The following is a 3,446-nucleotide window of genomic DNA, read 5'->3' as shown; positions in this document are numbered from 1 at the left end:
CCACAGAGCCAGGTGGGAGCGAGCCTGCTCGCGAAGGAGCCAGTTCAGCCGACGCAATAATCGGCTATCAGCGATCAAGCACTGCCTGCATCCACTGCAGATACTGCGCCCGCTCGGCAATCGAGTTGTGCCCCGAATCTGGCACTACTCGCAGCGTCGCCACACCTTTGGGGAAATGCCCCAGCAGCCGCTGCGTGCTGTCCCGTGGAATCACCTCATCATCGCTGGCTGCCAGCAGCAGGGTCGGCACTTGAATGTGCGCGGCATAGCGACCCGACTCGAAGCGATCCTTCAGCAGCCATTTCACCGGAAACCACGGGTATTGGCGCACGGCGAGTTCTTCGAGGCTGTTGTACGGCGTCACCAGAATCAATGTCTGCGCCGGGCGCTGACTCGCCAGCCGCACCGCCACTCCGGAACCCAGGCTGCGCCCGACCACGGCAATCTGCGGATGGCTGGCGTAGACCCGGTCAAACAGCGCCAGCGCATCTTCGGCAATCGCTTCCTCCGAGGGTGAGCCACCGCTGCCGCCAAAGCCCCGGTAGTTCAACAGATACAGCGCGTAATCGGGAAACGCTGCGCTGAATGAAGGCAGGTTGTGCGACACGTCCTCGGCATTCCCGCCGAAGTAGATCAGCGCTTTCGGACCCGCATGTTCGCGAACGGTTATCCAGACATCGGCATCCGGCATCGCCAGTTTCAGCCGTGAATCTGCCGTGGTCACGGCACTGCCAGGCTGGGGGAAATAGATCAGCGAACGCTGAAACACGAACAAGGCCCCGCACAGCAAAACGTAGAGGGCGATGAGCAAAGCGACGACTGACATCAGGATTCTGGACATTCGGCTAACTTTAACGGGACGCGGGTGTTCACTGTCGCAGTGTAGTCCAGCGCCGTGGAGGGACAGCTGTCGCACACAACGTGCAACAGATTCACGCAGCAGGGGAACCAGCATGAGCCACACTGAGGGTTGCTCCCGTCGCCGATTGCTCACGCTGGCTGCCGGGGTTTCGGCGGTGCTGAGCTTTGACCGGGCGTTGGCCACTGCCGCCACGCCGACTGCCACTTCGCCGAACCAGGCAGGAGACCAGACCATGCAGACCCGCGCCATCCCTTCCAGCGCCGAACGACTGCCCGTGGTGGGCCTGGGCACTTATCGCGGCTTCGATGTTGCGCCCGGCGAGACCGCCTATAAACAACTGCCGGCAGTGCTAGACGAGCTGTTCAGAAAGGGCGGCACGATGATCGACAGCTCACCGATGTATGGCCGCGCCGAGCAAACTACTGGCGAACTGCTGGCGATCCACGAACCGCGTTCGCCGGCCTTTCTCGCCACAAAGGTATGGACGCGCGGGCGCGAGGAAGGTATCGCGCAGATGGAGCAATCCTTTCGTCTGCTGCGCACCGAACGCATCGACCTGATGCAGATCCACAACCTGCTGGACTGGCAAAGTCATCTGCCGACTCTGCGCGCGTGGAAAGCCGAGGGGCGTATCCGCTACATCGGCATTACCCATTACACGCCCTCGGCTTACGACGAAGTCGAAGCAGTGCTCAAGGCTGAACCACTCGATTTTCTGCAAATCAATTACGCCCTCGATGACCGTGGCGTGGAAAAACGCATTCTGCCGTTGTGCCGCGAGCGCGGGGTCGCGGTGATCTGCAACCGGCCGTTTGGCGGTGGCGGGCTGCTCGAGCGGCTCAAGGGCAAGCCGCTGCCGGCGTGGGTGTCGGACGTGCAGGTCAACAGTTGGCCGCAACTGGCGCTGAAGTTTTTGCTGTCGCACCCGGCGGTGACCTGCGTGATTCCCGGCACCGGCAATCCGCGCTATATGGCCGACAACGCTGGCGCGGGGTTCGGGCCGATGCTCACCGATGCGCAGCGGCATCAGTTGATTGCGCTGCTGGGATAGGCGCCTGCCCGCGATACCGCAACGCCTCGACCAACAACGCAAACGCCGGCGCCGCCTGCCGTCGACTCGGGTAATACAGGTGATAACCGGCAAACGTCGGACACCAGTCGGCCAGCACTTGCAGCAGACGCCCGTCGGCCAGATAGGGCGCGACGATGTTTTCCGGAATGTAGCTCAGGCCAAAACCGTCGAGTGCAGCGTCGAGCAGCGGATACACGCCATTGAGGGTGACTTGCCCGGAAACCCGCACCTTGAGGCTTTCGCCGTCCTTCTCGAACTCCCAGGTGTACAGCCCACCGTTGGTGGGCAGGCGCAGGTTGTTACAGGCATGGGCGGTCAGATCCCGCGGTGTTTGCGGCTGTTCACGCTTGGCGAAGTAAGCAGGCGAGCCGACCACCGCCATGCGCATGTCCGGGCCGATGCGGGTGGCAATCATGCCTTGCGCGACATCTTCGCCCAGCCGCACGCCGGCGTCGAAGCCTTGCCCGGCGATGTCAACGAAACCGTAGTCGCAGATCACCTCGACGGCGATGTCCGGGTATTGGGGCAGGAATTCCTTGAGCACCGGACGCAACAGCCAATTCAGCGAATGGTCGGTGGCACTGATGCGGATCCGGCCTGCGGGCGTCTCGCGCAGGTTGCTCAGCGCCGCCAGTTCCTGTTCGATCTCTTCGAAGCGCGGGCCGATGGTCTGCAGCAGATGTTCGCCAGCCTCAGTGGGCGAGACGCTGCGGGTGGTGCGCGTCAGCAGGCGCAGGCCAAGGCGCGCTTCGAGGGCGCGAATGGTATGACTGAGCGCCGATTGTGAAACGCCCAGTCTGGCCGCCGCTTTGGTGAAACTGCGCTCGCGGGCCACGGCGAGGAAGGCGAGCAGGTCACTGGCGTTTTCTCGAAGCATTGATGAGTGTCCTGCATAAGTTTTTTCGAATTCTAGTCGATTATCTGAAGAGTACGGCTCGCTAAAGTGACGCAAGTTCCCTGTAGGAGCTGCCGCAGGCTGCGATCTTTTGATGTTGTTTTTGAAAATCAAAGATCAAAAGATCGCACCTGCGGCAGCTCCTACAGGGAGATCTCTTTCAGATTTGGAGTCTTGTGATGAATGCGCATATCTCAGGCGTTACCGTCACCCCCATCGGCTCGCAGCCTTCGGCCAAAGGCCCGACGGACTGGTTCACTGGCACCGTGCGCGTGGACGCACCGTTCAAAGGCAGCGAGGCGGCGCGCGTCAGCGGCGCTACGGTGACTTTCGAGCCGGGCGCACGCACCGCGTGGCATACCCATCCGTTGGGTCAGACGCTGATCGTCACCGCCGGTTCAGGTTTTGTGCAGGAGTGGGGGCAACCGGTTCGCGAGATCCGCCCCGGCGATACCGTATGGATCGCGCCACAGGTGAAGCACTGGCATGGCGCCACGCCGACCACGGCGATGACGCACATTGCGATTGCCGAGGTGCTGGACGGTGATGTGGTGGAGTGGATGGAACAGGTGAGCGCGGCGCAGTACCCGAACTGACCTGTGTAGGAGCTGCCGCAG

The 3,446-nt window shown here is 62.2% G+C and carries 4 protein-coding genes; 2 read left to right on the top strand and 2 right to left on the bottom strand.

Features of this window, described 5'->3' with window-relative positions; genetic code table 11:
• Window positions 1–67 precede the first annotated feature (67 nt).
• A complete protein-coding gene (locus HT737_RS04975; protein WP_047293473.1) occupies window positions 68–841 on the bottom strand; it encodes an alpha/beta hydrolase in 774 nt (257 codons plus the stop codon).
• Window positions 842–953: 112 nt separating this feature from the next.
• Between HT737_RS04975 and HT737_RS04970 the strand changes: the two genes are divergently transcribed.
• Window positions 954–1,913, top strand: a complete 960-nt coding sequence (locus HT737_RS04970) for an aldo/keto reductase (protein WP_182401694.1) — start codon at window positions 954–956, stop codon at window positions 1,911–1,913.
• On the opposite strand, the gene HT737_RS04965 is transcribed toward HT737_RS04970, so the two are convergent.
• On the bottom strand, window positions 1,870–2,811 hold the full coding sequence (locus HT737_RS04965; RefSeq protein ID WP_047293814.1) for a LysR family transcriptional regulator: 942 nt from the start codon (window positions 2,809–2,811) through the stop codon (window positions 1,870–1,872). The two genes, HT737_RS04970 and HT737_RS04965, sit on opposite strands and share 44 nt — an antisense overlap.
• 197 nt (window positions 2,812–3,008) lie before the next feature.
• Between HT737_RS04965 and HT737_RS04960 the strand changes: the two genes are divergently transcribed.
• Window positions 3,009–3,425 carry a cupin domain-containing protein gene (locus HT737_RS04960; RefSeq protein ID WP_182401692.1) on the top strand — a complete coding sequence of 139 codons (417 nt, stop codon included), beginning with the start codon at window positions 3,009–3,011 and terminating at the stop codon, window positions 3,423–3,425.
• Window positions 3,426–3,446 lie beyond the last annotated feature (21 nt).

This window comes from Pseudomonas sp. MD195_PC81_125 (assembly GCF_014060985.1).
Lineage (GTDB): Bacteria > Pseudomonadota > Gammaproteobacteria > Pseudomonadales > Pseudomonadaceae > Aquipseudomonas > Aquipseudomonas parakoreensis.
Note: the sequence above shows the minus strand (reverse complement) of the source record. Positions and strands in the feature narration are given on the sequence as shown.

Bases quoted from the DNA above. Each gene is read 5' to 3' on its own strand.
- HT737_RS04975 (WP_047293473.1), bottom strand. From the start codon at position 841: ATGTCCAGAATCCTGATGTCAGTCGTCGCTTTGCTCATCGCCCTCTAC.
- HT737_RS04970 (WP_182401694.1), top strand. From the start codon at position 954: ATGAGCCACACTGAGGGTTGCTCCCGTCGCCGATTGCTCACGCTGGCT.
- HT737_RS04965 (WP_047293814.1), bottom strand. From the start codon at position 2,811: ATGCTTCGAGAAAACGCCAGTGACCTGCTCGCCTTCCTCGCCGTGGCC.
- HT737_RS04960 (WP_182401692.1), top strand. From the start codon at position 3,009: ATGAATGCGCATATCTCAGGCGTTACCGTCACCCCCATCGGCTCGCAG.